This window comes from Burkholderia guangdongensis, assembly GCF_013403875.1.
GTDB lineage: Bacteria > Pseudomonadota > Gammaproteobacteria > Burkholderiales > Burkholderiaceae > Burkholderia > Burkholderia guangdongensis.
This window is the reverse complement of the sequence record NZ_JACBNX010000008.1, coordinates 142111-169092: the sequence shown is the minus strand read 5'-3', so window position 1 is coordinate 169092 and position 26982 is coordinate 142111. Positions and strand designations below refer to the sequence as shown.

Sequence of the window (26982 nt, the reverse complement as noted above, 5' to 3'; positions counted from 1 at the left end):
ATCCCGCCGCGCCGCCGCGCTCCGTAAAGTCGCCTCATTGCGCATCGGCGCACGCGCCGCGTGCCGGATGCGCGTTTCGTCCACCGACTCCCCGGAGCGTCTCTCATGTCATCGCAACCCGTTTTCATCCCGGTCGGCGCGCTCGCCGACGGCTTCGCCCCCGACAGCAACATCCTCACGCCGGTCGCCGACCTGAACGGCCGCACGCTGGACCTCGAATTCGCCGACGGCGCGCGCGCGACGCTCGCGTTCGACACGAGCGGCAACGTGCGCACCGAAGCGGGCGAGTTCGCGTGCCGCGTGACGTCGGTGCGCGACGGCGTCTACTTCATCGACTACATCGGCGGCGGCGATGGCGCCCGGCCCGCGACGACGAGCGTCGTCGCGGACGTGAAGAAAGGGCTCGTCACGTCGGTCACGGGCAGCCTGCCGACGGAGAGCGAGGCGCGGCTCGACGCGTTCACGCGCGTCGAGCGCGGGCTGCCGCTGACGGGCGTCGTCGCGCAGATCCGCCACGGGCGGATCGCGCAGGGCGGCGCGGCCGGCGCCGGCATGCCGCTGCACGCGCCGACGGCCGACCTGATCGGCATGCGCAACCTGTACACGTACAGCCCGACCGAGCGCTACGAGCACATCTACCTGAACGAGAACTTCTATACGTGGCAGTGCCTGGCCGGCGTCGAGGCGGGGCTCGCGGACGTCGACCGCTGCTACATGATCGGGATCGCCGACAAGCTGACGCTGTTCGTCTGGTGCGAGAAGATCGTGCCGACGCTCGGCGTGGTGATGATCGATCTCGAGCGGATGAAGACGGACGGCAAGATCTTCGGCTATCAGGGCAGCAACTTCGGCGCGCTGTCGAACTTCCCGGTCGGCGCGGTCGCGCAGATCCTGAACGTCACGCGGCATCCGCAATGAGCGGCGCCACGCTGCCCGCGCGCGAGCGCGAGTTCGCGGGCCGCACGGTGCTGGTCACCGGCGGCGCGCAGGGGATCGGGCGCGGTATCGCCGACGCGTTCGCCGCGCGCGGCGCGGCGGTCGCGATCGCGGACCTGCGGCTCGACGCGGCGGAAGCGGCCGCGCGGCAGATCGCGGCGACCGGCGCGACCGCGCGCGCGTGGCAGGCGGACGTCGCGCGGCGCGAGCAGATCGATGCGCTGGTAGCCGGCGTCGAGGCCGCGTTCGGGCGGCTCGACGTGGTGATCCACAACGCCGCGTATTTTCCGCTGACGCCGTTCGACGCGATCACGCCCGAGATTCTCGGCCGCACGCTCGACGTGAACCTCGCCGCGCTGTTCTGGCTCGCGCAGGCGGCGCTGCCGGCGTTCCGGCGGCAGAGTGGGGGGCGGATTCTGGCGACGTCATCGGTGACGGGCCCGCGCGTCGCGTACCCGGGGCTCGCGCACTACGCGGCGTCGAAGGCCGGCGTGAACGGGTTCATCCGCGCGGCCGCGCTGGAGCTTGCGAAGGAGCGGGTGACGGTCAACGGCGTCGAGCCGGGCATGATCCGCACGCCGGCGATGGACAACCTCGGCGACGCCGCGCACAACGCGCGCATCGCGGCCGCCATTCCGGTCGGCCGCCTCGGCGAGCCGTCCGACATCGCGGCGGCGATGCTGTTTCTCGCGTCGGATGCGGCGTCGTACGTGACCGGGCAGACGATCGTCGTCGACGGCGGCGCGACGCTGCCGGAATCGACGGCGGTGCTGGGGTAGGGGGCGGGCCGTGATCGACGACCTGACGTACAAAGGATATTGCGCCCGGATCGACTTCGACGGGCGAGACGGCGTTTCTCGGCGATGGCGAGCGGGACGGATGACGGACGCGAGCCCGCAAAAGCGGGCGTCCGAAAATCGAGGCTGAGCATCGTCCGCATGCGCAGCGCCGGGCGCCCCTACACCGGGCGCCCTTTCCCTCACATATGATCGAACGCGATCGTCGGCACGTCGACGATCGTCGAGCCGCCGTCCGCGACGAGCGCCGCGCCGGTCACGATCGACGCGGCCGGCGACGTCAGGAACGCGCACACCGACGCGATCTCGTCGGCTTCCCCCGGCCGCCGCAGCGGCACGTCGCGGCACACGCGCGCATACGCGGCGTCGAGCGACTCGTCGTAATGCGCCATCAGCGGCTCCATCTCCGCGTCGGCCATCGGCGTGCGGACCCACCCCGGGCACACCGCGTTCACGCGCACGCCGTGCGGGCCGTAGTCGCGCGCGAGCGAGCGCGTGAGGCCGATCAGCGCGTGCTTCGCGGTCGTGTAGCCGCACACGCCGGGCCCGGCCGCGAGCGACGCGATCGACGCGACCAGCACGATCGACCCGCGCCGCGCGATCAGCCCCGGCAGGCACGCGCGCGCGCTGACGAACGCGGTGTCGAGGTTCGCGCGCATCGCGGCGGCCCAGTCGGTGTCGGTCATGTCGGTGGCGGTGCCGACCCCGTGGCCGCCCGCGCACGCGACGAGCGCGTCGATGCCGAGCCCGTCGGCCTTGAGCCGCGCGACGATGCGCGCCCAGTCGTCCGCGCTCGCGGCGTCGGCGGCGAGCGCGATACCGCCCGTTTGCGCGGCGATGCGCTCGAGCGGCTCGCGGCGGCGGCCGATCAGCACGACGGTGTCGCCGTTCGCCGCGTAGCGCTTCGCGCAGGCTTCGCCGATGCCGGTGCCGGCGCCGGTGATCAGGATGGTGCGTGACGTAGACATGCGGTGCGTTCCTTGTCGATGTAGGTGCCCCAGTCTAGGTCGGTTTGCGCGGCGCGCGGAATCGGGCAAAAGGATGACAGCGCGACCCGCGAAGGCAACGCCTGTCGAGGCGGGATTGTTTGCGCAGGCGGGCGCGATCAGGCGCAAGCAGGCGCAAGCGGCCGCACGCGAGGCGCGCGCGGCGGCGACCGCGATCAGCCTGCCTTTGCCTTGCCCTTCCTGGCCTGACGCCACGCGTCGATGCCGTCGAGCGTGATGCGCAGGCCTTCCTCGAAAGAGGTCTCCGACGACAGGTGCGAGAACGCCTTGCTGACGAAGCGCGCGCCGGGGTATTGAGCGGCCGGCGCCTGGCCGAGCTTTTCCTCGATGAACGCCTGATGGTAGGCCGGCAACTGGCGAGACGTCTCCGCCATGCTGGTCGACACCAGATACTGCGCGATCAGGTGATAGGCGAGCGCCACCTGGTCCGCCGTGAAGCCGCCCTGCATGATGGCGGAGGTCATCAGGTTGAAGAACTCCATCCCGTAGTCGGTCTCGCCGGGCTCGACGTCCTGAAACAGGCGATAACGGTTGTGAGACGCGACATAGAGGCTGACGCCGGGGTTCTCTATCGCGACTTCGAAGCTGTTCCGCGCAATGCGTTCGACGTCGCGCCGCCAATCGCCCGTCAGGTTTTCGGCGCGGGCCATGCGCATCCGGTAGTACGCGTTCAGCACGCCGGACACCAGCTTGTCCCGGCCGCCCAGGTAGTAGTGGATCAGCCCCGGTGCCACGCCGAAGTCCTTGGCGAGCTGCACCATCGAAATCTGGTCCAGCGGCACGGTTTTCGTCAGTTCGATCGCATGCTGCAGAATGGCAGCCCGGCTGAGCGTCGGTTCGGTCCCGATGGGCGAGTCGTTCCTGGGCGGGCGTCCTCGCCCGCGAGGGGCATGCTTGGGTTTCTCTGCAACGGCAACGGGCTTGCGAGCGGCTGTCATGGACGGAGGTGGCGGTAACCGGCGAGGTTGTGCACAAAATTGCGACCGCGATAATTCTACCCGTTCGCCTCGCCGGCGCGCTCACGCCGACAGGGTCACCGGGTCGCTCGTGCCGGGTTGAATGCCGGAACGGCGGTATCTTCCCAGGGACAGCACGAGCAGCCCCGCCGCGAGCAGCATGCACGGCATCACCACAAGCGGCAGCCCATAGTCGCCGTGCCGGTCGAACCAGGCGCCCAGGCCGATCGGGCCGACCACCGCGCCGAATCCGTAGCCGGAAAACGCGATGCCGAACAAGGTGCCAAACGAACGCAGGCCGAAATACGAGCGAACGAGATACGAGATCAGATCGCCCTCGGCGCCGATCGTCAAGCCAATCAGCGCCGTCGATATCAGCAGCGTGGGGTAGTCGGTGGCGCCGCGCAGAAGAAAGATGCCGATTGCGCCGCCGATGAAGAACGCGCAAGCGACGAACGGTGCGTGAACACGATCGAGCGCGATGCCGGTGACGAGGCGACCGATCAAGAGCCCGATGCCCACGGTCGATGCGCTGCGCGCGGCGTCGGCTGCGCTGAAGCCGCGATCCGCGAACATGGCGGGCAGATGCGGGCCCAGCGAAAGCGTCGAAGCCGATGCGAGAACGAACACCAGCCAGATCGCCCAGAGTCTGTAGCTGCGCAGTGCGGCGCCGAGCGCGACGCCGTCGGTATGCTGCGCCGCTTGGGCCGCCACGAGACGGTCCGCGCGCGGACGTTCCTGCAACAGGGCGCACGCGACGAGCGAGAAGACGACGGTTCCGCCGCCCAACGCCACGTAAGCAGTGCGCCATCCATGTGCCGAGACGAGATATTGAGCGGTCATGGGCATCAACACGGTGCCCGCGCCGAGTCCGCACATGGCGATCCCCAGCGCCAGACCCAGGCGACGGTCGAACCATTGAGGCAGGACGGACAGATATCCCAGCACCGAAGTCGCGGCGCCGGACAGGCCGATGACGATCGACAGGGCGACCCACCCGGTCTTGCTGCCGTTCTGCAACGCCATCGCCGCCGTGGCGAGACCGAACGTCACGGCCGACATGGCGATGACACGCCGGATGCCGAAGCGGTCCATGAGCGAGCCGATCAGCGGGCTGACGACCGCCAGGCCGAACATCGACGCGGCGTAGGACAGCGAGGCTTCGGATCGTCCCCACCCGAATTCGGCCGCCAATGGACGGGCAAACACGCCCGCCGTGGCGTTGAACAAGGGCGCGTAGCCGACCATCATGCCCAGTGCGGCTCCGAAAACGACGGCGATATAGGTCCACTTGCCGGCGGCCGGCAAGACATCATTGGGGCGCTGCATGGATTGTCTCCTGGGTTGTCGCAGCCGCTTCTTCGAGCGGCTCGCATCGAAAGCGGACGTATCGGCTTCAGTCGAGTCCGGCCTGGCTGCCGAGATAGGCGCCGGCTTCCGGCGCCACGGCCTCGAGGTTCAGGCGGCGCATCATTTGCCGTGCCGTGCACACCGCCGTCGACGTCACCGGAATGCCCAGCATCCTCTGTGCGCGCTCGACCGCCGCGAGCGACGGCATCTGCACGCAGGCGGACAGCACGACGGTATCGACCCCCGCCACGTCCAGTCGCTTGACGTCGTCGAGCAGCTGCAGCGGGTTCCGTGCGCCGACGGCCAGGTTGTCGAGGATGGAAAAGTTGATCGCATCCTTGACCTCGATGCCTTCGTCTTCGATATAAGCGACGACGGTGCGGGTCAGTTCGTCGCTGTAGGGCGCGAGCAACGAGATCCTGCGCGCGCCGAAGTCTTTCAGCTCTTCGACCAGCGCGCCGGCCGAGGTCATGATCTCGGGCCGATAGGGCGCGTCCTCCAGCACGGCGTTCAATTCGCCGATGGCCTTGCGGTGGTAGCCGGTGCCCATGCACATGGTCGCGACCAGGCAGGCCGTGCTCATGACGTCGACGCGCGCGTCGGCGAGCTCCAGCGCGCAGCGCCCCATGTCGCGGTTCATCCGCTCCAGCTCTTCGGCCACCACGCGGTGCATGCGCACCCGGCTGGAATGAAACGAGAAGCGCTCGGGACGTTCACGCATGCGCCCGGCGAAGATCGCGGGCACTTCGGCTTCCATGGTGACGTTGGAGCTCGGAACAATCTGTCCAATTCTGTAGTGCATGATCGTGGAATAGACGGGTTTCAATGGGCGGCGGCGTTCGCCGTATGGGCGCCGAGCGCTTCGCGCAGCGCGTCGGGAATCGGCGTGCCGATGCGCTCGTCGAGGCGCACGCAGATCGGCGAGAACGTCGCGTCGAAGACCGGCGCGCCGTCCGGGCGTCGCGCCATGCATCGGATGTCGAACGAGCGTGTGCGGATGCCGTCGATCGTGCAGGTGATGTCGATCACGTCGTCGGGCCACAGCGAGCCGATGAATTCGAATCGCATCGCGCGGCACGGCAGTCCGACGCCGAATGCGCTTTCCAGGCGGCGTCCTCCTGCGATGTGGCCGGTGAAGAGTCCGACGGCGCCCAGCAGATAGTCCGTGAAGCGTCCGGTGTAGACGACGCCCGCCGGGTCGCAATCCCCCCAGCGGACGGTTCGGCGCACGACGAACGGGCGTTCGCCGACCACGTACTCGGTCGCGTGCATCATGGCTTCTCCCCGGTCAGTTCGGGAACGCCACCCGTGGACAGTTCCGCGATGAGCTCGGGAAACTGCTGCTTCATGCGCTCGAGATTCACGCGGCCGGTACGCGTCATGAAGCGGAACACGAATTCGTGCGCGCTCGGCAGTTCCATCCATTCCCGGATGCGCTCGTACCACATATACGAAGCTTCGGACGCGCTGATCAGCTTCGCTTTCTGGGGGCGGCGCTCGACGTCGTATTGCTGCAATGCAGCCGGCACGTCGTCCGGATGCGTGACGATCGCATCGGCGAGCGCCATCGCGTCTTCCATCGCGATGCGGGTGCCGGAGCCGATCGAGAAGTGCGCGCTGGTCAGCGCGTCGCCGATCAGCACCTTGTTGCCGACATGCCACGTCGCGTTGACGATGACCGGGAACTGGCGCCACACCGAGTTGTTCGACACGAGGCTGCAGCCCGCCAGCTCCGGCGCGAACACGGTTTCGAACAGCGCCCGGCGCGCGTCGTCCGGCATGCGATCCATGCCGAAGTCCTGCCACGTCTCATGGTCGCACTCGGCCACGAACGTGCTCATCGTTTCGGAGTACGGGTAGTAGTGCGCGACGAAGTACCCGCCCTCGTGCTTGCGGAACACCAGCGCCGGTCCGTCGAACGGCTTCTCGACGCCATACCAGGCGAAGTGATTCGTCAGCGAACGGCGCGTGGTGCCGAACTCGGTCTCGTAGGCGCTGCGCAGCCTGGAGTTCACGCCGTCGGCGCCGACGATCAGGTCGGCGTCGATGGCCGCGAAGTCGTCGATGCGGTGGTTGAACGCGATGCGCACGCCGAGTTCGCGCGCCCTCGCCTGCAGGATCGACAGCAGGCGGATGCGAGGAATCGCGCCGCCCCCCGCGCCGGGGCGCTTCATCGTGATCGGGTGCTCGTGAGAGACGATCGAGTGCTGATGGTTGAAGCGCATCGCACGCGCCAGCTCGTCGACCACGGCGGGCGACGCCGCGCGCAGATTCGACAGGCCCGTATCGGCCAGCACCACGCCGAAGCCGAACGTCGCATCTTCCGCGTTCTGCTCGAAGACGTCGATGTCGACGTCGGCCATGCGCTCCTTGAGGAGGATGGAGAGGAACAGGCCGGACGGCCCGCCCCCTATGATGGCGATTTTCATGCGGACTCTCCCGCCGTGATCACGAGGGCATCCATGTCGAACTGCCGGATCGTCCCGCGGAAACCGCCGGTCAGCGCGCCGTACCAGACCGCCGGCTTGAACCCGAGCGCCTTGCGCCCGAAACGCAGGTCGGGATTCCCGTCGATGCGCACGTAGCCGTTGCCGAGCCGGGTCGCGGTGCAGCCTTCGCTCCTGTCGGCCAGCTCGGCCAGCGCCGCGAATTCCGGCACGTCGAGCACGTAGACCGACGCCTTGCCCGGCGCGACCGGCTGCGGTTCGAGGCGCGCGGCCTTGTGCCGCCACACCGGCTCGATCGACGTGAAGTCCGTGCCGTGTTCCCGCGCCTGTTCGAGTTCGATGGCGGACTCGATGGTATGGGCGGCGTCCGTCTTGTCCGCGTCCGTGAACGGGCGCATTTGCCAGGTGATCTCGATCGGGTAGCCGTTGGGATCGTTGAAGTAGATCGACTCGATCACCTCGTGGCGGATCTGGTAGCGCACCGCAATGCCGGCGGATTCCGCGCGCCCGCGCCAGGCGAGCAGCTCCGCCTCGTCGCGCACCTGCCATGCGGTATGGGTCGCGCGGTCCTGGTAGTGCTCGCGCACGGTCAGCCAGTCCGGCCGCTCGGTGCCGATGTAGTAGAAGAAGGCGATCGTGCTGCCGAGGCCGCTGTCGAAAAAGAAATGCAGGAAGTCGGCGTGCCCGTCCGGTCCCCAGCCCTTGGCCGAAATGGCGTGCACCAGCGGCAGGCCGAGCAGGTCGCGGTAGAAGTGCACGGTCTCGGCGAGCTTCCAGGTCGGGCGCGCGGTGTGATGCACGCCGTGCAGCTCGAGTGCCGGGGCAGCGAAGGAGAGAGAGGCGTCGGTCATGATGTCAGTTTCCTTGGGATGCTTCGGTCGCGGCGGGCGCGGCGACTTCGGCGGCCAGCGTCCGGATGATCCGTTCGCGCAGCAACGCCTTGCTGAGCTTGCCGGATGCAGTGAGGGGGAATTCGGCGGTCACTTCGAGGCGCTCCGGCCACTTGAACTTGGCCAGGCCGGTTTCCTCGAGAAACGCGTTCAACACCGGCAGGCTCAGTTGCGTGCCGCCGGACTTCGGAATCACGAACGCACAGACCCGCTCGCCGTACACCTTGTCGGGCATGCCGACCACGGCGCACGCGAGTACGTGCGGGTGCTGGTTGATGACGTTTTCCAGCTCCTCGGCATTGATCTTCTCGCCGCCACGGTCGACGACGTCCTTGATCCGGCCGCAGAAGAAGTAATAGGGCTTGCCTTCGACGGTGCACGAACGCATCAGGTCGCCCGAGCGGTAGAAGCCGTCCGGCGTGAAGCGCTGGCCGTCTTCTTTCTCCGACTTGTAATAGCCGCGAATGGTGTACGGTCCGCGAAACAGCGCTTCGCCGGCTTCTCCTTCGGCCACCGGGTCTTCGGTGCCCGGTTGCACGATCCTGACCTCGTCGTACGCCGAAACCGGCCGCCCGACCGAACTCTCGCGGAGGTCCGGCGCATCGTCGGGCCCGGTGAACATGATGGTGCCCTCGGTCATCCCGAAGATGTGCCATGTCGGCGAGCCCGTCAGGCGCTCGAGATTCGCGCCGTTCTTCGGGGCGATGAAATTGCGGCGCGCCTTGGCGTTCGCGTCGGCCTTGGCCAGCTCCGGCGCGATGCGGGCGAGGATCGGCCCCGCGACGCCCAACCACGTCGGCGCGTAGTCGCGCACCAGTCCCTGCAGGTTGGCCTCGCTCAGGTCGGGCGAGACGGTCACGGTCGCGCCGGTCAACAGGAACGGGCCGAAGAAGCAGCCCATGTTGAGGTTGTGCATGTACGGCGTCGGGAAGAACAGCACGTCTTCCGGCGTGTAGCGGTTCCGTGCGGCCACCGCGCGCATGTTGTAGAGGTACTCGTTCTGAAAACGGGGGATGATCTTCGGCACGCCCGTGGAGCCGCCCGAGAGCTGGAAAACCGCCACCTGAAAGGGCTCGTGCCGGACCGCCGCCAGGTGCTCGCGGGCGGTGTCGAGCGGCATGTCGCGAATCAGGTCCGCCAGCAGCACGGCTCGCCCGCGGCGTTCTCCGCGGGCCTGCAGGATGAATTCGAGACTGCCCACTTCGTCCTGCATGGACTCGGCGAACGCGACGTCGTCGAATTTGGCGTCGTCGCCTTGCACGACATGCAGGCGCGCGCCGCAGAGGTTGCCGAGATAGCCGATCTCCAGCTTGCGGAAGGACTGAAGCGAGCACAGCGGGACGATCCCTGCCTTCAGGCACGCGAAGAATGTCATCAGCAGTTCGTTGCTGTTGCCGCACTGGAAGATCGCCCGGTCGAGCGGCTGCATGCCGAGCGCCAGCAGCGCGGCGCCCAGCCGGTCGGTGGCTTCGTCCAATTCCGCGTACGTATAGTGGCCCTCGGGGCCGGCCAGGGCCAGGCGGTCGGCGTGAAGCCGGAACGCCGCGCGAAACGCGCCGATCAGCGTTTCATGCGTCAGGACGCCTGCTGCAACGTAGCTTCGCAGACGGTCTTCATCGGGATAGCGCACGCCTTCCAGCAACCGGGAAGGGCGCACACGGGTGATCTGCTGCATGTCTGTCTACCTGTGGTGACGGTGTGGTGGTGGATGGCGATGGGGCGTGGCCCTAGACCATCGTCTCGCGCAGCCACTCGACGATGTGGCGCCCGGCGACGCGCTGACCGGGTTCCTCGTCCCGGCTCAACGCCATGCCGTGATGGTTGCCGCGCACGCGGATGTGGCGCTTGTCGGCGCTTGGAATCCCGGCGTGGATCGCGCGGATGTCCGATGGGAACGTGCACTGGTCGCCCGTGTACTCGATCAGCAGGGTCGGCTGGGTGACGCTCGGCAGCGTCTTGTCCAGCGACGCATGGGAGGACAGCCCGGACCAGGTGGACAGCCACGATTCGGGCGTCACCACCCGGCCGAAACCGACGCTGCCCCAGTTCGAAACGAACGGGTCCTTGCCCCACAGCGATCCTGTTTTGCGGTCGGACGGATCGAGGCTGATGTCCCAGGAGCGCAAGTCCGCGTCGGTGCGCCAGACGTTGAAGATGGGCGCATGAGCCGCGACCCGGCGATCGAGCGCGGTGGCCGTGCCGGCCTTCACACGCGCCCGCGCTTCCTGCTTGCGTTGCAGCAGCGCGCGCGCATGGGCGTCGATGCGGGCCACCCGCTGCTCCTGAGCGGCGCGGTAGCGGGCGACGAATTCCGGCGAGTAGCGCCCGCAGCCGCGTTCGGCATCGAAGCCGTTTGCGCTCGAGAACGGATCGAGCGACGCGTCGCTCTGCATGGGATCGGTCTCGTCCGTGACCGACGGGTCGATCCCGCTCATCAGCAATTTGCCCTGTCCGGGATGCGGCGAAACCATGATCAGCCCATCGACGGCGGGCATAGGCACGTCGCCCAGATTGGTCGGGCGCCCGGCAGGCGTCCTGGCGATCCGCATGTCGGGCGGCGTCAGCGCCTGCTGGTTGTAGAACGTGTAGAGCCCCGCGCCGCCGGAGTTGCCGAGGAGCACGATCCGCTCGTAGCCGAGGTCGCGCAAGTGCGACATGCCGGCCGCGACGTCGAGCAGTGCGATCTCGTGCTCCAGCCGCAGGTCGTTGCCGATCGAGCGCGGCCCTTGCACCCAGCAAGCGCAGCCGGCGTCCAGCACGAAGGGTACGAGGTAGTGCGTGATCGCCATTTCCCTCGGGTGCATGATCGACACGACGGTTTTTTCCCGGCCTGTCGCGGTGAACAGAAAGCCGAGCGTGCGCTGGCCGTCCGCCGTCTCAAGCGCATACGGCACCATCTGGTAGGGGCGAGCCATGAGCCGGCCATCCCAGGTTGCGCCACGCATTCCCGCAGTGACTGTTGCCTTGTCCGCGTTCGCCACGGTGTCTCCTCGTCGATAAATGTCAGGGTATCAATAATCTAGGATATATTTGAGACCGTGGCAATAAAATGAAGTGCAGGGTATACCCCGTGTGGATGTGTCCCGGTGATTCGAGCTTGTCCGCGACTGCCGTCATCGGGTGCCGCGCACGGCCCGTCGCCCGGCGAGGCATTGCCGATTCGTGCTACCGGCAGTTTTTTCGCGTCGGTACGATCGGCCGGAATGCATGCCTTGCGGGAGGCCACGATGTCGACCCCATTTGCCGAAGCCGCGCACGAAGCGGCCCGCAACGAAGCGGCCCGCACGCGCGCGTGCGGCACCGCCGCTCACGCGAGCGCGTCGCCGGCCGCGCTCGACGCCGCCGTCAGCGCGCTCGCGCAGCTCGTCCGGCCGTCGGCGACGGTGTTCTACTGGATCGGCGCCGATCAGGAGCCGTCCGGCTTCGAGCTGTACGGAATGGCCGAGACGATGCACCGCACGTATCTGCAGCGTTATTGCCGGCTCGATCCGCTGCACCCGTCGCGCTTCGCCGCGCAGCGCGGCAGCGTGCTGACGCTCGACAGCGAGCTGCCGGCCACCGTGCGCGACGGCTCGATCTACTGGCAGCGCTTTCTGAACGCGTATCAGGTGGTCGACGTGATGGAGGTGCTGCTGCGCGACGGCGAGCGGCCGGCCGCCGCGTTCTCGCTGCTGCGCATGGCGCCCGCGGAGCCGTTCACCGCCGACGATCTCGCCCGCGCGCGCGCGGTGCAGCCGCTGCTCGAGACCGCGCTCACGCCCGCGCTGCGCGACGAGCGCCCGCTGCGCGCGGCGGCCGACGGCGCGCGTCTCACGCACCGCGAGCAGCAGATCGCGCGCCTCGTGCGCGACGGGCTGTCGAACAAGGAGATCGCGCGCGCGCTCGACCTGTCGCAGCCCACCGTGAAAACCCATCTGCTGCGGATCTTCCGCAAGCTCGGCGTGTCGAGCCGCACCGAGCTGATCGGCGCGCTGTTCCTGTGACGGACGGCGCGCGCGATGCCGTCGTCCGCTTCCCCGATGCTGCTGCAATGTGAGCCGTGGACGAGCGGGCAGACACCGGCCACGCGCACCGCCCACGCTCGCCAACCACGCCGCCCGCCCGCTCGTGCGCTGCTCCCCGCGCGTTACAGGTTTACCCGCAACCCCCCAGCCGCTGCCGATTTGCGCTAACGCCGCCGCGCGGCGCCGCTTAGAGTCGATCCGACGCGATCGGCAGCGCACGCTGCGCGATCGGATCGACCAACCGTGGGTGCGTTGCGCACCCGTCAGCCGAGAGAGCAAAGCCATGAGTCAAGATGCGAAGGTCGCGGTCAGCGACGCCGTCCGTACGTTTGTGCGCCGCGAGCACGGTCTGTTCATCGACGGCGCGTCGCAGCCCGCGCATTCGCCGCGCCGCCAGGACGTGTTCGACCCGGCCACCGGCGAGATCCTCGCGAGCGTGCCCGATGCGGATGCGGCCGACGTCGACCGCGCGGTCGCGAGCGCGCGCGCCGCGTTCGACGCGCGCGTGTGGCGCGGGCTGCGTCCGGCGGACCGCGAGCGCATCCTGCTGCGCTTCGCGGACGTGCTCGAAGCGCACGCGGAAGAGCTCGCGCAGCTCGAGACGCTGAACCAGGGCAAGTCGATCAACATCTCGCGCGCGATCGAGGTCGGCGCGACGGTCGAGTACGTGCGCTACATGGCCGGCTGGGCGACGAAGATCACCGGCGAGACGCTCGACGTGTCGATCCCGTTCCCGCCCGGCGCGCGCTACACCGCGTTCACGCGCAAGGAGCCGGTGGGCGTCGTCGCCGGCATCGTGCCGTGGAATTTCCCGCTGATGATCGCGGTGTGGAAGCTCGTGCCGGCGCTCGCGGCCGGCTGCACGATCGTGCTGAAGCCGTCGCCGGAAACGCCGCTAACCGCGCTGCGCCTCGCCGAGCTCGCGATCGAGGCCGGCATTCCGGCCGGCGTCGTGAACGTGGTGACGGGCGGCCGCGAATGCGGCGCCGCGCTCGCGTCGCATCCGCGCGTGAACAAGATCTCGTTCACGGGCTCGACGCCGACCGGCAAGCTCGTCGGCGCGGCGGCGGTGCAGAACATGACGCGCTTCTCGCTCGAGCTCGGCGGCAAGAACCCGGCCGTGATGCTTGCGGACGTCGACGTCGACCAGGCGGTGCAGGGCGCGCTTGCCGGCGGCTTCCTGAACCAGGGGCAGGTGTGCGCGGCGGTGTCGCGCATCTACGTGCACCGCAGCAAGTACCAGCAGATCGCCGGCGCGCTCGCCGACGTCGCGAACGCGATGACGCTCGGGCCGGGCCTCGATCCGTCCGCGCAGGTGAACCCGCTCGTGTCCGCGCATCACCGCGACAAGGTCGAGGCGCACATCGCGCGCGCGAAGGCGGACGGGCTGCGCTTCCTCGCGGGCGGCACGCGCGTCGACGAGCCGGGCTACTACGTGCGCCCGACCGTGATCGCCGACGTGCCGCACGACGCCGCGCTGATCCGCGACGAAGTGTTCGGCCCGGTGCTCGCGCTGGTGCCGTTCGACGATCCGGCCGACGCGCTGCGCCTCGCGAACGACACGCCGTACGGCCTCGCCGCGAGCCTGTGGACCAACGACCTGCGCGCGGTGATGAACCTCGTGCCGGAGATCGACGCGGGCACCGTGTGGGTGAACTGCCACGTGCCGCTCGACCCGGGCATGCCGTTCGGCGGCTACAAGCAGTCCGGCATCGGCCGCGAGTTCGGCAAGCACGCGATCGAAGGCTTCACCGAGACGAAGTCGGTCTGCATCGCGCACTGACGCCGCGCGCCGCAGCCTCTCATCGACCCGATACACGGAAGACGACTCATGCAAAACGAAACCTCGAAATTCTGGCACCCGATGATCCATCCGGCCGAGATGCAGCAGCGCACGCCGATCCGCATCGTGCGCGGCGACGGCTGTTACGTGTTCGACGACGCGGGCAAGCAACTCGTCGACGGCGTTGCGGGACTGTGGAACGTGAACATCGGCCACAATCGTCGCGAGGTGAAGGACGCGATCGTCCGTCAGCTCGACGAGCTCGAATATTTCCAGCTGTTCGACGGCATCTCGCATCCGCGCGCGGAAGAGCTGTCGCGCGTGCTGATGGAGTTGCTCGCGCCGGAAGGGATGCGGCGCGTGATCTACAGTTCCGGCGGCTCGGACGCGATCGAGTCCGCGCTGAAGCTCGCGCGGCAGTACTGGAAGGTGCTCGGCCAGGCCGATCGCACGAAGTTCATTTCGCTGAAGCAGGGCTATCACGGCACGCACTTCGGCGGCGCGTCGGTGAACGGCAACACGGTGTTCCGCCGCAGCTACGAGCCGAACCTGCCGGGCTGCTTTCACGTCGAAACGCCGTGGCTATACCGCAACCCGTTCACCGACGATCCGGAGAAGCTCGGGCAGATCTGCGCGGAAATGCTCGAGCGCGAGATCGTGTTCCAGGGGCCGGACACGGTCGCCGCGTTCATCGCGGAGCCGGTGCAGGGCGCGGGCGGCGTGATCGTGCCGCCGGCGAACTACTGGCCGCTGATCCGCGAGGTGTGCGACCGGCACGGCGTGCTGCTGATCGCCGATGAGATCGTCACCGGCTTCGGCCGCTCGGGCAGCCTGTTCGGCAGCCGCGGCTGGGGCGTGAAGCCGGACATCATGTGCCTCGCGAAGGGGATCACGTCCGGCTACATTCCGCTCGGCGCGACGGTGTTCAACGAGCGGATCGAGCAGGCGTTCATGAACAACGCGAGCTTCGCCGGCGCGCTGATGCACGGCTACACGTATGCGGGCCATCCGGTCGCGTGCGCGGCGGCGATCGCGAACCTGAAGATCGTCGTCGACGAGGATCTCGCCAGCCGCGCGGCCACGCAGGGCGACTATCTGCTCGAATCGCTGCGGCCGTTCGCGCGGCGCTACGCGGCGGTCGGCGACGTGCGCGGCAAGGGGCTGATGATCGCGCTCGATCTCGTGAAGGATAAAGCAACGCGGGAGCCGATCGATCCGACCGACGGCTACGCGAACCGCGTCGCCGAGATCGCGCGCGCACACGGCGCGCTCGTGCGGCCGGTCGGCACGAAGATCATCCTGTCCCCGCCGCTCGTGATCGAGCGCGAGCAGCTCGACGCGCTCGTGTCGGCGCTCGCCGCGGGCTTTGACGGCGCGTGAGCCGGCGCGCACCGCAATGTAAGCGAAACGTAGGTCGGCGGGCAGCCGTTCGGCCGAATTGTGCATCGGCGGTGCTGCCGTTATCCTGATCGTTCGTATTCCGGCGGCATTCCGGCTCCGGCGGGCTGGAATCCGAACGATCGGCCGGCGTCCGGCCGGGGGCGATGCACGTTCGATGCCCGTCCGATGCACACCGTTTCGCAGGAGAGGGAGATGGAATTTCGGGTCGCTGCGCTGGCCGACACACACGACCTGTCGCACGCGGTCAACGGCTGGGAGCAGATCTACCGTCAGATCACGCCTGGCCGGTTCGAGTGCACGCTGTTTCAGGCGAACGGCCCCGATTTCCAGTTCTTCCGGGAAGTGACGAACCGGCGCGTCGTGCAGGCGGGCGTGTCGCCGGACGGGCTCTGGTCGCTCGCGGTGCCGCTGAACGCGCCGATGCAGGGGACGTTTCAGGGTCAGCTCGTCGACGGCTACGCGATCATGTCGCTCGGCGAGCACGAGGAGTTTCGTCTCTATACGCCCGAGTCGATGCATTACGTCGGCGTGAGCCTGCCGACCGGCACGATGGAGGAACTCGTCGGCCTCACGGTCGGCGACGACGCGGTGCGCCAGCTTCGGCACAACGTGCTGCCGATTGCCGGCGAGCGAGGCGCGGACCTGCGCGCGCGTCTCGCGTTCTTTCTCGACGCGGCCGAGCGGAATCCGGCCGGCTTCGCCGATCCCACCGGCACCGTGCGCTTTCAGGACGAGGTCGTGAGCCTGCTGCTCGGGCTGCTCGACTGCGCGGCCGGCGGCACGCGCGATCTCACGCACAGCACGTACAGCGACATCGTCAGGCGTTGCGAGCGCCTCGTGCAGGAGCACGCTGATCGTCCGTTGACCGTGCTCGATCTGTGCACGCATCTGCGCTGCAGCCGCCGCACGCTGCAGACAAGCTTTCAGCGCGTCGCGAACGTGACACCCGTCGAATACCTGCGCTCGATCCGGCTGAACGCGGTGCGTCAGCTATTGCGCTCGACGAACGCGGGCGAACTGCTGATCGGCGACGCGGCCGCGCACTGGGGCTTCACGCATCTGAGCTATTTCGCCCGCGAGTATCGCGACCTGTTCGGCGAGCTGCCGTCGCAGACGCAGCGCAAGAGCTGAGCCGCGCGGCGCGCATCTCCTTCCTTTCCTCCGTTCCCGTTTCGCCCTCGTCGCACGCGATGCCGTCGCGCATTCGGGCATCCGCGCACCCGGGTTTTCCCGCGCCCGTCGACACGTTGCCGATTCGTGCTGCCGTGTTTCGTTGTGACTCCCTACGATGCACGCATCGGCTTCGCACAGGCACGCCGCGTTTCGACGAAACGCGTGCCGCGCAAAGCGAACGGCAGTCAGAACGCCTGCCGGAAACCGGAACTGGAGCGAGCCCCATGAACGTTGCGGTAGAACCCTCGCCGTCGACCGAGCTGCGCAAGGATGCGCTCGGCCTCGGCTTCATCGTCTTCTTCGTCATCTCGGCGGCGGGGCCGCTCGTCGCGATCGCGGGCGGCTTCCCGATCGGGATCATGCTCGGCAACGGCGCGGGCACGCCCGCGCTGCTCGTCGCGACCGTCGTGATCCTGCTCGCGTTCGCGGCCGGCTATACCGCTATGGCGCGCCACATCACGAACGCGGGTGGCTTCTACGCGTTCACCGCGCGCGGCCTCGGCGGCTCGGCCGGTGGCGCCGCCGCGCTGCTCGCGCTGCTCGGCTACAACACGATGCAGATCGGCCTGTACGGGATGTTCGGCGCGGTCGCGTCCGGGTTTCTCGGCGCGCACGCGGGTGTCGCGGTGCCGTGGTGGGTCTGCTCGCTCGTCGCGATGGCGAGCATCGCGGTGCTCGGCTACCGGCAGATCGACCTGTCCGCGAAGGTGCTGTCGATCCTCGTGATGGGCGAGTACGTGGTCGTGCTGATCCTCGACGTCGCGATCCTGAAGACGGGCGGCGCACACGGAATCGACGCGTCGTCGTTCACGCCGCGCGTGTTCCTCGGCGGCACGCCGGCGATCGGCTTCCTGTTCTGCTTCGCGAGCTTCATCGGCTTCGAGGCGACGACGATCTACAGCGAGGAAGCGAAGGATCCGAAGCGCACGGTGCCGCTCGCGACGTATATCTCGGTGTTGCTGATCGGCGGCTTCTACGCGTTCTCGGTCTGGTGCATGGTGATCGGCGCGGGCAGCGCGCAGATCGTGAAGACGCTCGCCGCGCTGTCCGATCCGACGACGTTCCTCTATTCGTTGTCCGACCATTACGCGAACGGCACGCTGACCGCCGCGATGAGCGTGCTGTTCATCACGAGCGTGTATGCGGGGCTGCTCGCGTTCCATAACTCCGCGTCGCGCTACTTCTTCGCTTCGGGCCGCGAAGGGCTGCTGCCGGCATCGCTCGGCCGCACCCATCCGGCGCACAGCAGCCCGCACGTCGGCTCGCTGTGGCAGAGCGGTATCGCGGCGGTCGTCGTCGTCGCGTTCATCGCCGCGCATGCGGACCCGGTGCTCACGCTGTTCTCGTGGCTCACGAACGTCGCGACGCTCTGCATCATCGCGCTGATGGCGCTGTCGTCGGCCGCGGTGTTCCGCTTCTTCGGCCGGCACGGCACGCGCGAAGACGGCGCGTGGCGCGTGCGCGCGCTGCCGCTCGTGGCGGGCGTCGCGCTCGCCGTGGTGCTCGTGCTCGCGGTCGTCAACTTTCCGGTGCTCACCGGCGCGAGCGCGGGACTGTCGTATGCGCTGACCGCGCTGCTGCCCGTGTTCGCGATCGTCGGCGTGATCGCGGCCGCGCGGCTCAGGCGGCGCGATCCGCGCGCGTTCGACCGGCTCGGCAGCTCGAAGCTCTGAACGCATCGGGCACGAATCAGGCACGCATCGGACACGCATCGGACACGTATCAGGCACGCATCGTACGCATCACTCAGGCAGGAATTCATCGTGGAAATGAACAAGCTCGATTCACTGAACTACTACTCGGCAACGAAGAAGTACGACTTGCGGTTCCCGGCGCTGGCCGTTGACATCGACGCGGACGTCGTCGTGGTCGGCGGCGGCTTCTCCGGGATCAACACCGCGCTCGAACTGGCCGAGCAGGGGGTCACGAACATCGTCGTGCTCGAAGGGCGCCATCTCGGCTACGGCGGCACTGGCCGCAACGGCGGGCAGATCATGGCCGGCATCGGCCACGACCTCGATGCGATCGAGAAGCACGTTGGCCCGCAGGGGATCGAGGAAATCTTCCGGATCAGCAACCTCGGCGCGGGCATCATCCGCGACCGGATCGCGAAGTACGGGATCGACGCGGACTTCCGCAATGGCTACGCGTATCTCGGCTTCAACAAGCGCCAGGAGAGCACGCTGCGCGAATGGGAGAAGAGCTTCCGCGCGGTCGATCCGGACGTCGACGTGCGCCTGTTGACCGGCGGCGACGTGCGGCAGGTCGTCGGCTCCGACGTGTACGGCAGCGCGCTGCTGCACATGGGCGGTGGGCACGTGCATTCGCTGAATCTGCTGCTCGGCGAGGCGAAGGCGCTGACCGGCTACGGCGCGCGGATCTTCGAGAACAGCGCGGTGGTCGACGTCGAGTACGGCGGCGAGCGCGTGACCGTGCGCACCGCGATGGGCTCGGTGCGTGCGCAGAAGATGCTGTGGGCGTGCAACGGTTTCCTGAACGGGCTCGAGCCGGAGATCTACAAGCGCACGGTCAACACGTACGCGTTCCAGCTCTGCACGGAGCCGCTGCCCGACGAACTGATCGAGCGGATCAGCCCGATTCGCGGCGCGTACAGCGACATCCGCCCGATCATCGACTACTACCGCGTGACGAACGAGAACCGCCTGCTGTTCGGCAGCGCGACCGCGCTCGTCGACTACATTCCGTCCGACCTGAAGGCGTGGAACCGCGACCTGATGCTGAAGGTGTTCCCGTACCTGAAGGACGTGAAGATCGACATGGCGTGGGGCGGGCCGCTGTGCTGCGGCGCGAACCTGTTCCCGCAGATCGGCACGCTGACCGGCCGGCCGAACGTGTTCTACGTGCAGGCGTACGCGGGCTTCGGCGTGACGCCGAGCCACATCGTCTGCAAGGTGCTCGCGGAGGGGATGAACGAAGGCTCCACGCGCTACGACCTGCTGAGCTCGATCCCGCACGTGAACATTTTCGCGAAGGACCGGCTGCGCGCGGTGATGACGACGGGCGGCAAGGCGTGGAACCAGCTGAGCGGCTTCTGGAAGGGGCGCCGCTGAGCGTGCGCGATTCGACAATTTTTCAACGCAAGGAGAACTCTATGCACAGCATCAAGGCAGGCGCGGCGTTGCCGCAGCTCGACTCGTGGGGCACGGTCGCCGATCTCGGCTCGACGATCACGGAAGGCGAAGCGAAGGCATCCGGCCACGTGCACTTCGGCACGCCGACGTCGCCGGTCAGCGCCGGCTACTTCGCCTGCACGAAGGGCAAGTTCGAGATGGTCTATCCGTTCAGCGAGCATGCGACGGTCGTCGAAGGCGAGTGTACGCTGCTCAATCGCACGACCGGCGAGGCGGTGCACTACAAGGCCGGCGACGGCTGGTTCATCGAGAAGGGCACGCCGATCGCGTGGGACATCCAGAGCGAGCGCTTCGTCAAGCATTACATGGCGGTCGCCTGAAGCGCGCTTAATGCACGCGGTGCACGCGGCGCACGCGAAGCACGCGGCCGCGCCGCTACGACCAGAGCAGGTCGGCCTTGCTGTCCTGCCGCACCGCTTCGACGAAGCAGTGGATCAGATAGTCGCACGCGGCCGTGTTCAGTGCGTCGCGTCGTGTCAGGATGCCGACCGACACCGCCGGAATCGCTTCGCGCACCGGAATTTCGACCATGCGCTCGCGGATCCAGTCGACGTCGAGAAAGCCCTTGGGCACGCACGAGATCGTATCCGTATGGACCGATAACGAGAACGCGGCCGTAAACGACGTGCACTCGACGATCGGCTCCGGCGCGTGGTAGCCCTGCGCGACGAAGAACTTCTGCAGCATCCGGCCGATGCTGTCCGGCGACGTGTTGAGCACCCACTGCGCGTGCTGCAGCTCGGCGATCGAGCCGGCGGCGTGCAGCGGGTTGCTCGCGCGCGTGACGAGGATCAGCTCGGATTTCAACAGCGGCCGGAACGTGAATTCGAACGGTTCGTACTCTGAATCGATCACCGCGACGACGAAGTCGAGCGTGCCGTCGCGCAGCCGTGGCAGCGCGGTATCGAGAAATCCTTCGCGGATGTCGAGCCGGATGCTCGGCATCCGCTTTCTGAACGCATCGAGCGCGCCCGGCAGGAAGCCGAGCGCCATCAGCGGCGTCAGCGCGCATGCGACGCTGCCTTCCATTCCGCCGGACAACTGTTGCACGTCGTCGCGCACGCGCTGCATTTCGGCGAGGATCAGCTTTGCCCGCGCATAAACCGTTTCGCCGAAGCGCGTGAGCTGCGCGCCGCGCGCGCTGCGCACGACGAGCGGCACGCCGAGATCCTGCTCGAGCTCGCGCATCGCCTTCGTCAGCGCGGGCTGGGACAGATGGATCGAGCGCGCGGCGGCGCGCAGGCTGCCGTGTTCGGCAATGGCGGCTAACGCCCGGAGCTGATGGTATTTCACGGCGAACGATGAGGTGTCGAAGGCGTGTTGGGGGGACGCTCGTATGCTACACCGCCGCGTTCGGCATCAGCGATAACCGGACGTTATCGCGATCGAAAAAAGTCGCGGCGCGTGCTTATTTTGATTGCCTATGCTGGCGATGCACTTCGATGCATACGCATCGACCATCGACAAAAAAACATCGCACTACGCACAGTTACGGAGACATGTTCCCATGAAGGCAACCCAGGCCGAAGCCCTGTACGGCCACCGCGTGTCGTCGCGCGCGGCGCCGTCGAACCGGCAGCTCATCTTCGCGATCACGATCGGCAACGGTCTCGAGTTCTTCGATCTGACCGTCTACAGCTTCTTCGCGGTGCTGCTCGGCAAGCTGTTCTTTCCGGCGGCGTCCGCGCAGCAGCAGTTGCTGCTGTCGGTCGGCACGTTCGGCGTCGGCTTCGTCGCGCGGCCGATCGGCGGCGTCGTGATCGGCATGATCGCGGATCGCTTCGGGCGCGTGCCGGCGATGAACCTGACGCTCGCGTCGATGGCGGCCGGCACCGCGATGATCGGCCTGATGCCGACCTACGCGCAGATCGGCATGCTCGCGCCGGTGCTCGTCGTGCTCGCGCGCCTGCTTCAGGGTTTCTCCGCGGGCGGCGAAGTCGGCGTGTCGACGTCGATGCTCGCCGAGCGCGCGCCGCAGGGGCGGCGCGGGTACTACACGAGCTGGCAGTTCGCGAGCCAGGGTGCGGCCGCGCTCGCGGGCTCGCTGGTCGGCTTCGTGCTGTCGCACTACCTGAGCGACAGCGCGCTGCAGTCGTGGGGCTGGCGCGTGCCGTTTCTCGCCGGCGTGCTGATCGCGCCGATCGGCCTCTATCTGCGTTCGCGCTTCGGCGAAAGCGAGCGCGCGGAAAACGCGAAGCGCGCGAGCGCGCCGCTCGGCACCGTGCTGCGCCGCGACGGCCGCGCGGTGCTGACCGCGCTGTGCCTCGTGATCGGCGGCACGTCCGCGCACTTCATCGTCATCTATTACATGTCGACGTACGCGATCAGGACGCTGCACCTGCCGATGGATACCGCGCTGTGGAGCGGCGTCATCGCGGGCGCGGTGATGTTCGTCGCGTCGCCGATCGGCGGGATCCTGACCGACCGCTATTCGCGCCGCGCGGTCGCGTTCTGGACGCGCCTGCTGCTGACCGTGCTGGTGCTGCCGGGTTTCCTGCTGATCCTCGCGTGGCCGTCGGTCGCGATGCTCTGCACGGTCGTCGGCGTGCTCGCCGCCGTGCATTCGGTGAACGCGGGCTCGAACGGCGTGCTGCTCGCCGAGCTGTTTCCGACGAGCACGCGCGCGACCGCGCTGTCGCTCGCGTATGCGGGCGGCGTGTCGATTTTCGGTGGGTTCGCGCAGTTCATCGTGACCTGGATGATCGGCGCGACCGGCCGCGCGTCCGCGCCCGCCTGGTACGTAATCGTCTGCGGTGTGCTGTCGCTCGTCGCGCTCGCGTTCACGACCGACCGCTCGGGGATCGACGGCTGACGCGGCCGGCCGGAACTGAAGCGTCGTCATCGGTAGCTGTTCAAAATCTAACTACGAATCGGGATGGAGATATGAAGAAAGCGGTGATCGCAGCGGCATTGGCGGGCCTGTCCGGCACGGCCGCGCATGCGCAGAGCAGCGTGACGCTGTATGGCGTCGTCGACATGGGCTTCGAGCATCTGACCAACGCGAACGCGGCGGGGCAGGCGCAGAACGCGCTGCTGTCCGGCAAGTGGCTGCCGTCGCGCTGGGGGCTGAAGGGCACGGAAGACCTCGGCGGCGGGATGAAGGCGCTGTTCATGCTCGAGAACGGCTTCAACGCGAACGACGGCTCGTTCTCGAGCCCGGGCGTCGAGTTCAATCGCTCCGCGTGGGTCGGGCTGTCGTCGAGCACGGTCGGCACGCTGACGCTCGGCCGCCAGTACAGCGTGCAGTTCGACAAGACGCTGTTCTACGATCCGACGCTGTTCGGCGCGTACTCGATCCTGTCGCTGAACCTGATTCCGGTGCAGACGCAGCGCGTCAACAACTCGGTCAAGTTCAAGTCGAACGAGTACGCGGGCTTCAGCGCGGAGGCGATGTACGGCTTCGGGCAGCAACTGCCGGGCAACGCGTCGGCGGGGCGCTACGTCGGCGCGGGGCTCGAGTATCTGAGCGGCGGGTTCGGCGCGAGCGCGTCGTACGAGCGCACGAACGGCTCGGTCGGGGCCGTCGACCAGTCGGGGCTCGTCGATCAGCGCTGGAGCGTCGCCGCGCGCTACGACTTCGGGCCGGTGATGGTGTCGGGCGGGATGGCGCGCATCACCGGCGACCTGCATCTGACGCCGGTCGGCTCCGTGTACTGGGCCGCGACGAAGTGGAACGCGACGTCCGCGCTGTCGTTGATCGGCGAAGTCGGCCACTACCGGTTCCAGCAGGCGCCGGGCCATCCGACGTTCGCGGAGGCGACGGCCCAGTACCGGCTGTCGTTGCGTTCGATCCTCTATGCGAACGTCGGCTACTACAACAACTCGGGCGGCAGCGCGTTCGGGGTCAACGGCTATACGAACGTCGGGCAGCTGGGCAAGAGCCAGGTCGGGATGTCGGTCGGCATTCAGCATCGGTTCTGACGCGGCAAGAACGCCGACGCGCCGCACCGGACCTCGACGCGTTTCAACGCGTCGGGGCCCCGGAAACCGGCTGCGCCGCCGGCTCGCTCGCGATCACCGACGTGAAGTCGCAGCGCGTCGGCGCGACCGGATCGGCGAGCCGGCTCTCGAACGAGAGATACAGCGCCTCCTCGAGCACGTTCCAGTGCGCGCCGTGCCGGTACGGCGCGGACCGCGCGTGCCAGCACGCGACCGTGTCCCAGTCATTCATCCGCAACGCGACGAGCGCGATCAGCCCCCACGGGTAGTCGCTCGACGCGAGCTGCAGCCACGTCGGACCGTTTGCGCGCATCCACTGCGTGTAGCGCGCGGCGTTCGACTCGCCGGGCGCGCGGATCCCGGACAGCACCGGGAAAATCTGCGCGACCTTCGACGGATAGAAGCTCGCGTCGCCGATCTCCTGCGTGCTCGCGCGAAAGCCGTCGCGCGAGCCGCGCCAGAACACGCGCACGATCGCGGCCGCGAGCCGGTCCGCGCGGCGGCGCCAGACGGTTGCGCGCTCGGGATTGCCGTGGCGCACGTAGTACGCGGCGGCCGCCTGGAGCGCGCTGTGCACCTCGACGTTGTCCATCAGCAGCGCGACGTGCTGCGTCGACGAGATCTGATAGACGCCGCTCTTCGCATCGAGCAGCGCCTCGAGATGCGCGTCGGCGCGCGCGAGGCTGTTCGACCAGTCGGCCGGCAGGCCGTTGGCGGGCGCGAAGCGCACGAGCAGCTCGATCCACGTGGCCACCATCGAATCGTCCGCGTCGGCGCCCGCGCACGACGCGTACTGGCCGCCTTTCGCGCAGAAGCGGTCGAAGCCGCCGTCCGCGCGCTGGCGCGGCAGCAGCCACGCGATCCACGCGCGTGCGGCGCGCGTCGCGTCGAGCTGAGCATCCTCGGCGCCGAGCAGCGCCTTCGCCGCGAAGTACGGATCGATTCCGGTTCCGTGCAGACGCACCGTGATCGCGCCGTCGCCGCGCTGGTAGAGCGGCGACAGATCGAGCTCGCCGGCGCGCACGGGTGACGCGGCGCAGGCGAGCGCGAAACAGGCCGCGGCGATCGCGCGGCATATCGGGCGAATGCAGCGAGTGCGGCGGATGCAGCGAACGCAGCGAGTGTGGCGGATGCCGCGCGGAGATTCGCGCAAGACGCGCAAGACGCGCACGACGCTCATGAGATTCGCGAAACCGGACAGATTCACGATTGCAACCTCCGCAATAGGCACCGAATGGCGCCGCCGCGCATCCGCTGCCCGCGCACGATCGCGGCGGGCGTCATCGCGCGCGCTCGGTCAGTGCGCCGGGCCAGCTCGCGCAGTACGTGTAGAGCGCGACGAGCAGGCCGATCATCAGCGGCGCGCCGAGCACGAAATAGCAGAACGGCAGCCACAGCACCGAGCCGGCGTGGATGACGAGCGCATGCAGCAGCAGCACGAACGGCAGCGCCGCGACGAAGTAGCCGAGCACGAGCGCGGACGCGGCCGCCTTCTGCGCGAACGTGAAGTCCAGCGGATAGTAGAGCGCGGCCATCACGAGCGGAATCAGTGCGATCGCCGACGCATTCAGCACGAACATGTCACGCAGATGCAACGTCGCCCGGTACGGAAACGCGCTGCCCGCGAGCCAGAAATACACGCAGACGACGAGTTGCGCGGCGCTCGCGATCCGCAGCAGATACGCGCCCGGCAGCCAGTGCGCCTGGCGCACGAACGTCGCGGCGAACGCGGCGAGGCAGCACGCGGCCGTCCCGGCGATCAGCGACGGGCCGGGCAGGCGCGTCTCGAGACTGATCGACAGCAGCGGCACGCGTGGCGAGTCCGCCGGGTAGCGGATCACGATCGCGGCGAGCGATGGATCGAGGCGGTGCGCGCCCCAGTCGAGCACGTCGTACCAGTAGCGCCAGATGTGCGGCAGCGCGAGCCACAGCGCGCCGTACAGCGTCGGCGTCAGCACGGCGATCGACGCGAGCCACTGCCGCGGATCCGCATGGATGCGCAGCGAGCGGTCGGTGTCGGATGGGGCGTAGCGCGGGTCCATCGGGTTCGTCCGGGCCGCTACCATTGATAGGTCACGCCGACTTCGCCGCCGTACCGCGAGTAGTACGGGTTGTGGTAGTAGTCGAGCTCGACCTGCGCGCTCCACTGCTTCGTGATCCAGTAGCGCCATTTCGCCGAGACCTCGTGGCTGCGGAAATCGGCGATCTGCGTGCCGGCGCCGGTGACCTGGTACGCCTCGCGGCCGATCCCGCCGCGCACGACGATCAGGCTCTTGCCGACCTCGCCATACGTGACGGCCGCGTAATACTGGGGCGCCTTGACCGAGCCCGGTGAATCGACGATGTAGTTCATGCCCGCCTCGAAGATCCACTTCGGAATCGCATACCAGATCAGGCCCGCGTGATAGAGCTGGTCGCGGTGCCCGCTGCGGCTCCACGCATAGCCGGCGCCGAGCGACGCGATGAGCGAGCGGTCGGCGAGCAGCTTGCGGTTGATCGACACGTCGACGCGCGCGCTCGGCAGGATCGTGCCGCGCGTCGTGCCGCCAAAGCCGATGCCCGTGAACCAGTCGGGGCCGAGATCCTGCAGGTACGTGATCGCGCCGAGCTGCGTGTTCTCGCCGAAGCGGTGCAGCTCCGCGAGCTCGCCGAGGAACGTGCGGCCGTTCGCCTGATACAGGCCGCGCAGATGCATGCCGTACCAGTCGCCATAGCCGTTCGTCAGGTGCGCGCCCTCGTACCCGAGCGATAGCTCCATGTGCGGCGCGGCAGGCGCGAGCGCGTGCACGGCGGCCGCCTCCGGCTGCAGCGGCGCGGTCGGCTCGTCAGGCGTCGCTTCGGCGAGCGACAGGGCGTCGGGCACCCCGTCCGCGGGAATCCGCACGAAGCGCGTGTCGTCGAGCGGGCGCGGGACGATCACCGTGTCGGGCGACGGCGGCGCGTCGGCCGCGGCGTTGCCCTGGGCGGCAGGCATGGCGATGCGTGGCGCAGCGACGGCGGATGCGGCGGACGAGGCGGAAGCCGCATCGCCCGGCATCTCGCCGGCGAGCGCGCGTGGCGGCGCGAAGGCGACGCCGCATAGAACGGCGAGCAGTGCGGCGGGCGTGAGCGCGCCGAGCGCGAACCTGGATTCGGACATGAAGCGCT

Annotated in this window: 24 protein-coding genes; 11 read left to right on the top strand and 13 right to left on the bottom strand. The window is 68.2% G+C overall.

The features are described from left to right. The first annotated feature begins 105 nt into the window (after nt 1-105). Nucleotides 106-918: a MoaF C-terminal domain-containing protein gene (locus tag HZI36_RS10045; protein WP_179402498.1), complete on the top strand. Its 813-nt coding sequence runs from the start codon at nt 106-108 to the stop codon at nt 916-918. Further along, nucleotides 915-1715, top strand: coding sequence for an SDR family oxidoreductase (locus tag HZI36_RS10040; RefSeq protein WP_179402497.1), 801 nt, complete (start codon nt 915-917; stop codon nt 1713-1715). The genes HZI36_RS10045 and HZI36_RS10040 overlap by 4 nt, the downstream gene beginning before the upstream one ends. A 200-nt stretch (nt 1716-1915) precedes the next feature. On the opposite strand, the gene HZI36_RS10035 is transcribed toward HZI36_RS10040, so the two are convergent. The 9 genes from HZI36_RS10035 to HZI36_RS09995 all read right to left on the bottom strand — a co-directional run bounded on the left by HZI36_RS10035 (nt 1916) and on the right by HZI36_RS09995 (nt 11298). Further along, nucleotides 1916-2701, bottom strand: a complete 786-nt coding sequence (locus HZI36_RS10035) for an SDR family NAD(P)-dependent oxidoreductase (RefSeq protein WP_179402496.1) — start codon at nt 2699-2701, stop codon at nt 1916-1918. 194 nt (nt 2702-2895) lie between these two features. Further along, the gene (locus HZI36_RS10030; RefSeq protein WP_179402495.1) at nt 2896-3678 is read right to left on the bottom strand and encodes a TetR/AcrR family transcriptional regulator; all 783 of its coding nucleotides are present in this window, start codon (nt 3676-3678) and stop codon (nt 2896-2898) included. An 81-nt stretch (nt 3679-3759) separates the two neighbouring features. Next, on the bottom strand, nt 3760-5025 hold the full coding sequence (locus HZI36_RS10025; RefSeq protein WP_179402494.1) for an MFS transporter: 1266 nt from the start codon (nt 5023-5025) through the stop codon (nt 3760-3762). Between the two features lie 67 nt (nt 5026-5092). After that, the gene (locus HZI36_RS10020; RefSeq protein WP_179402493.1) at nt 5093-5848 is read right to left on the bottom strand and encodes a maleate cis-trans isomerase family protein; all 756 of its coding nucleotides are present in this window, start codon (nt 5846-5848) and stop codon (nt 5093-5095) included. A 20-nt stretch (nt 5849-5868) separates the two neighbouring features. Further along, nucleotides 5869-6321 (bottom strand): acyl-CoA thioesterase, encoded by a 453-nt coding sequence (locus tag HZI36_RS10015; RefSeq protein WP_179402492.1) that lies wholly within the window; start codon nt 6319-6321, stop codon nt 5869-5871. After that, the gene (locus HZI36_RS10010) at nt 6318-7475 is read right to left on the bottom strand and encodes an FAD-dependent monooxygenase (protein WP_179402491.1); all 1158 of its coding nucleotides are present in this window, start codon (nt 7473-7475) and stop codon (nt 6318-6320) included. Before HZI36_RS10010 ends, HZI36_RS10015 begins: the two co-directional genes overlap by 4 nt. Beyond that, on the bottom strand, nt 7472-8344 hold the full coding sequence (locus HZI36_RS10005; RefSeq protein WP_179402490.1) for a VOC family protein: 873 nt from the start codon (nt 8342-8344) through the stop codon (nt 7472-7474). Before HZI36_RS10005 ends, HZI36_RS10010 begins: the two co-directional genes overlap by 4 nt. Nucleotides 8345-8348: 4 nt before the next feature. Then, nucleotides 8349-10058, bottom strand: coding sequence for an AMP-binding protein (locus HZI36_RS10000; RefSeq protein ID WP_179402489.1), 1710 nt, complete (start codon nt 10056-10058; stop codon nt 8349-8351). Nucleotides 10059-10110: 52 nt separating this feature from the next. Then, a complete protein-coding gene (locus HZI36_RS09995) occupies nt 10111-11298 on the bottom strand; it encodes an alpha/beta fold hydrolase (protein WP_179402516.1) in 1188 nt (395 codons plus the stop codon). 312 nt (nt 11299-11610) lie between these two features. Between HZI36_RS09995 and HZI36_RS09990 the strand changes: the two genes are divergently transcribed. The 7 genes from HZI36_RS09990 (at nt 11611) to HZI36_RS09960 (ending at nt 20216) form a co-directional block, all read left to right on the top strand. Beyond that, on the top strand, nt 11611-12366 hold the full coding sequence (locus HZI36_RS09990; protein WP_179402488.1) for a response regulator transcription factor: 756 nt from the start codon (nt 11611-11613) through the stop codon (nt 12364-12366). Nucleotides 12367-12670: 304 nt separating this feature from the next. Then, nucleotides 12671-14170 carry an aldehyde dehydrogenase family protein gene (locus tag HZI36_RS09985; RefSeq protein WP_179402487.1) on the top strand — a complete coding sequence of 500 codons (1500 nt, stop codon included), beginning with the start codon at nt 12671-12673 and terminating at the stop codon, nt 14168-14170. A gap of 48 nt (nt 14171-14218) precedes the next feature. Further along, complete coding sequence (locus HZI36_RS09980) at nt 14219-15550, top strand: aspartate aminotransferase family protein (protein WP_179402486.1); 1332 nt, start codon at nt 14219-14221, stop codon at nt 15548-15550. A 213-nt stretch (nt 15551-15763) separates the two neighbouring features. After that, complete coding sequence (locus HZI36_RS09975) at nt 15764-16702, top strand: helix-turn-helix domain-containing protein (protein ID WP_179402485.1); 939 nt, start codon at nt 15764-15766, stop codon at nt 16700-16702. Between the two features lie 266 nt (nt 16703-16968). Continuing rightward, complete coding sequence (locus tag HZI36_RS09970) at nt 16969-18417, top strand: APC family permease (RefSeq protein WP_179402484.1); 1449 nt, start codon at nt 16969-16971, stop codon at nt 18415-18417. A 96-nt stretch (nt 18418-18513) separates the two neighbouring features. Beyond that, nucleotides 18514-19815, top strand: a complete 1302-nt coding sequence (locus HZI36_RS09965) for an NAD(P)/FAD-dependent oxidoreductase (protein WP_179402515.1) — start codon at nt 18514-18516, stop codon at nt 19813-19815. A gap of 41 nt (nt 19816-19856) precedes the next feature. Then, a complete protein-coding gene (locus HZI36_RS09960) occupies nt 19857-20216 on the top strand; it encodes a cupin domain-containing protein (protein ID WP_179402483.1) in 360 nt (119 codons plus the stop codon). 55 nt (nt 20217-20271) lie between these two features. On the opposite strand, the gene HZI36_RS09955 is transcribed toward HZI36_RS09960, so the two are convergent. Continuing rightward, on the bottom strand, nt 20272-21189 hold the full coding sequence (locus tag HZI36_RS09955; protein WP_179402482.1) for a LysR substrate-binding domain-containing protein: 918 nt from the start codon (nt 21187-21189) through the stop codon (nt 20272-20274). 214 nt (nt 21190-21403) lie between these two features. Between HZI36_RS09955 and HZI36_RS09950 the strand changes: the two genes are divergently transcribed. After that, complete coding sequence (locus HZI36_RS09950) at nt 21404-22708, top strand: MFS transporter (RefSeq protein WP_179402481.1); 1305 nt, start codon at nt 21404-21406, stop codon at nt 22706-22708. 71 nt (nt 22709-22779) lie between these two features. Then, nucleotides 22780-23817: a porin gene (locus HZI36_RS09945; protein ID WP_179402480.1), complete on the top strand. Its 1038-nt coding sequence runs from the start codon at nt 22780-22782 to the stop codon at nt 23815-23817. A 43-nt stretch (nt 23818-23860) separates the two neighbouring features. Here HZI36_RS09945 and HZI36_RS09940 read toward each other — a convergent pair whose 3' ends face one another. The 3 genes from HZI36_RS09940 to HZI36_RS09930 all read right to left on the bottom strand — a co-directional run bounded on the left by HZI36_RS09940 (nt 23861) and on the right by HZI36_RS09930 (nt 26974). After that, on the bottom strand, nt 23861-25015 hold the full coding sequence (locus HZI36_RS09940; RefSeq protein ID WP_425485216.1) for a hypothetical protein: 1155 nt from the start codon (nt 25013-25015) through the stop codon (nt 23861-23863). Nucleotides 25016-25115: 100 nt separating this feature from the next. Then, the gene (locus tag HZI36_RS09935) at nt 25116-25877 is read right to left on the bottom strand and encodes a hypothetical protein (RefSeq protein WP_179402478.1); all 762 of its coding nucleotides are present in this window, start codon (nt 25875-25877) and stop codon (nt 25116-25118) included. A 17-nt stretch (nt 25878-25894) separates the two neighbouring features. Then, nucleotides 25895-26974, bottom strand: coding sequence for a YaiO family outer membrane beta-barrel protein (locus HZI36_RS09930; protein WP_179402477.1), 1080 nt, complete (start codon nt 26972-26974; stop codon nt 25895-25897). Nucleotides 26975-26982 lie beyond the last annotated feature (8 nt).

Bases quoted from the DNA above. Each gene is read 5' to 3' on its own strand.
- HZI36_RS10045 (WP_179402498.1), top strand. From the start codon at position 106: ATGTCATCGCAACCCGTTTTCATCCCGGTCGGCGCGCTCGCCGACGGC.
- HZI36_RS10040 (WP_179402497.1), top strand. From the start codon at position 915: ATGAGCGGCGCCACGCTGCCCGCGCGCGAGCGCGAGTTCGCGGGCCGC.
- HZI36_RS10035 (WP_179402496.1), bottom strand. From the start codon at position 2,701: ATGTCTACGTCACGCACCATCCTGATCACCGGCGCCGGCACCGGCATC.
- HZI36_RS10030 (WP_179402495.1), bottom strand. From the start codon at position 3,678: ATGACAGCCGCTCGCAAGCCCGTTGCCGTTGCAGAGAAACCCAAGCAT.
- HZI36_RS10025 (WP_179402494.1), bottom strand. From the start codon at position 5,025: ATGCAGCGCCCCAATGATGTCTTGCCGGCCGCCGGCAAGTGGACCTAT.
- HZI36_RS10020 (WP_179402493.1), bottom strand. From the start codon at position 5,848: ATGCACTACAGAATTGGACAGATTGTTCCGAGCTCCAACGTCACCATG.
- HZI36_RS10015 (WP_179402492.1), bottom strand. From the start codon at position 6,321: ATGATGCACGCGACCGAGTACGTGGTCGGCGAACGCCCGTTCGTCGTG.
- HZI36_RS10010 (WP_179402491.1), bottom strand. From the start codon at position 7,475: ATGAAAATCGCCATCATAGGGGGCGGGCCGTCCGGCCTGTTCCTCTCC.
- HZI36_RS10005 (WP_179402490.1), bottom strand. From the start codon at position 8,344: ATGACCGACGCCTCTCTCTCCTTCGCTGCCCCGGCACTCGAGCTGCAC.
- HZI36_RS10000 (WP_179402489.1), bottom strand. From the start codon at position 10,058: ATGCAGCAGATCACCCGTGTGCGCCCTTCCCGGTTGCTGGAAGGCGTG.
- HZI36_RS09995 (WP_179402516.1), bottom strand. From the start codon at position 11,298: ATGGCTCGCCCCTACCAGATGGTGCCGTATGCGCTTGAGACGGCGGAC.
- HZI36_RS09990 (WP_179402488.1), top strand. From the start codon at position 11,611: ATGTCGACCCCATTTGCCGAAGCCGCGCACGAAGCGGCCCGCAACGAA.
- HZI36_RS09985 (WP_179402487.1), top strand. From the start codon at position 12,671: ATGAGTCAAGATGCGAAGGTCGCGGTCAGCGACGCCGTCCGTACGTTT.
- HZI36_RS09980 (WP_179402486.1), top strand. From the start codon at position 14,219: ATGCAAAACGAAACCTCGAAATTCTGGCACCCGATGATCCATCCGGCC.
- HZI36_RS09975 (WP_179402485.1), top strand. From the start codon at position 15,764: ATGGAATTTCGGGTCGCTGCGCTGGCCGACACACACGACCTGTCGCAC.
- HZI36_RS09970 (WP_179402484.1), top strand. From the start codon at position 16,969: ATGAACGTTGCGGTAGAACCCTCGCCGTCGACCGAGCTGCGCAAGGAT.
- HZI36_RS09965 (WP_179402515.1), top strand. From the start codon at position 18,514: ATGAACAAGCTCGATTCACTGAACTACTACTCGGCAACGAAGAAGTAC.
- HZI36_RS09960 (WP_179402483.1), top strand. From the start codon at position 19,857: ATGCACAGCATCAAGGCAGGCGCGGCGTTGCCGCAGCTCGACTCGTGG.
- HZI36_RS09950 (WP_179402481.1), top strand. From the start codon at position 21,404: ATGAAGGCAACCCAGGCCGAAGCCCTGTACGGCCACCGCGTGTCGTCG.
- HZI36_RS09945 (WP_179402480.1), top strand. From the start codon at position 22,780: ATGAAGAAAGCGGTGATCGCAGCGGCATTGGCGGGCCTGTCCGGCACG.
- HZI36_RS09940 (WP_425485216.1), bottom strand. From the start codon at position 25,015: ATGAGCGTCGTGCGCGTCTTGCGCGTCTTGCGCGAATCTCCGCGCGGC.
- HZI36_RS09935 (WP_179402478.1), bottom strand. From the start codon at position 25,877: ATGGACCCGCGCTACGCCCCATCCGACACCGACCGCTCGCTGCGCATC.
- HZI36_RS09930 (WP_179402477.1), bottom strand. From the start codon at position 26,974: ATGTCCGAATCCAGGTTCGCGCTCGGCGCGCTCACGCCCGCCGCACTG.